This is a genomic window from Bowmanella yangjiangensis (genome assembly GCF_017255015.1).
Classification (GTDB): domain Bacteria; phylum Pseudomonadota; class Gammaproteobacteria; order Enterobacterales; family Alteromonadaceae; genus Bowmanella; species Bowmanella yangjiangensis.
This window is the reverse complement of record NZ_JAFKCS010000570.1, coordinates 1-474: the sequence shown is the minus strand read 5'-3', so window position 1 is coordinate 474 and position 474 is coordinate 1. Positions and strand designations below refer to the sequence as shown.

Genomic DNA, 474 nt, shown 5'->3' with positions numbered 1-474 from the left:
CGAGCAACAGGGCCAACTGCGAGATCGGCAGCTGCGGCTCACGCAGATAGCGGTTGGCCAGTTCGCGGCGCACGTTGTCCACCAGTTGCGAGAAGCTCAGGCCCTGCTCGCGCAGGCGCCGCTGCAGGGACCAGCTGGTCATGCCCAGCAGCTCGGCCACCTCCTCCAGCGCCGGCTCGCCGTACAACAGGCGCTGACGGATCTGCTCGCGCACATCGTTGACCATGTCCCGCTCGCCACGGCCGCACAGGCTGCTGATCTGGTTCAGCGAATCCTGCATCACCATCAGCAGCACCGAATCGCTGTCCGGCATGGCGCGGTTCAGGCCGCGCTTGGGGATCAGCAGCGAGTTGAATGGCTGCTCGAAGTACACCGGCGCATCGAACACCTTACAGTGCTCGTGCCAGCACTCCGGTCGCGGGTGCTCGAAATGCACGGCGCGCGGCGCCCATTGGCTGCCGAGCACATGACGCA

At 66.0% G+C, this 474-nt stretch carries 1 protein-coding gene; it reads right to left on the bottom strand.

The features are described from left to right. Positions 1-474: AraC family transcriptional regulator ligand-binding domain-containing protein (locus J0A65_RS25705; RefSeq protein ID WP_206597041.1), on the bottom strand; the 474-nt coding region annotated here is incomplete at both ends.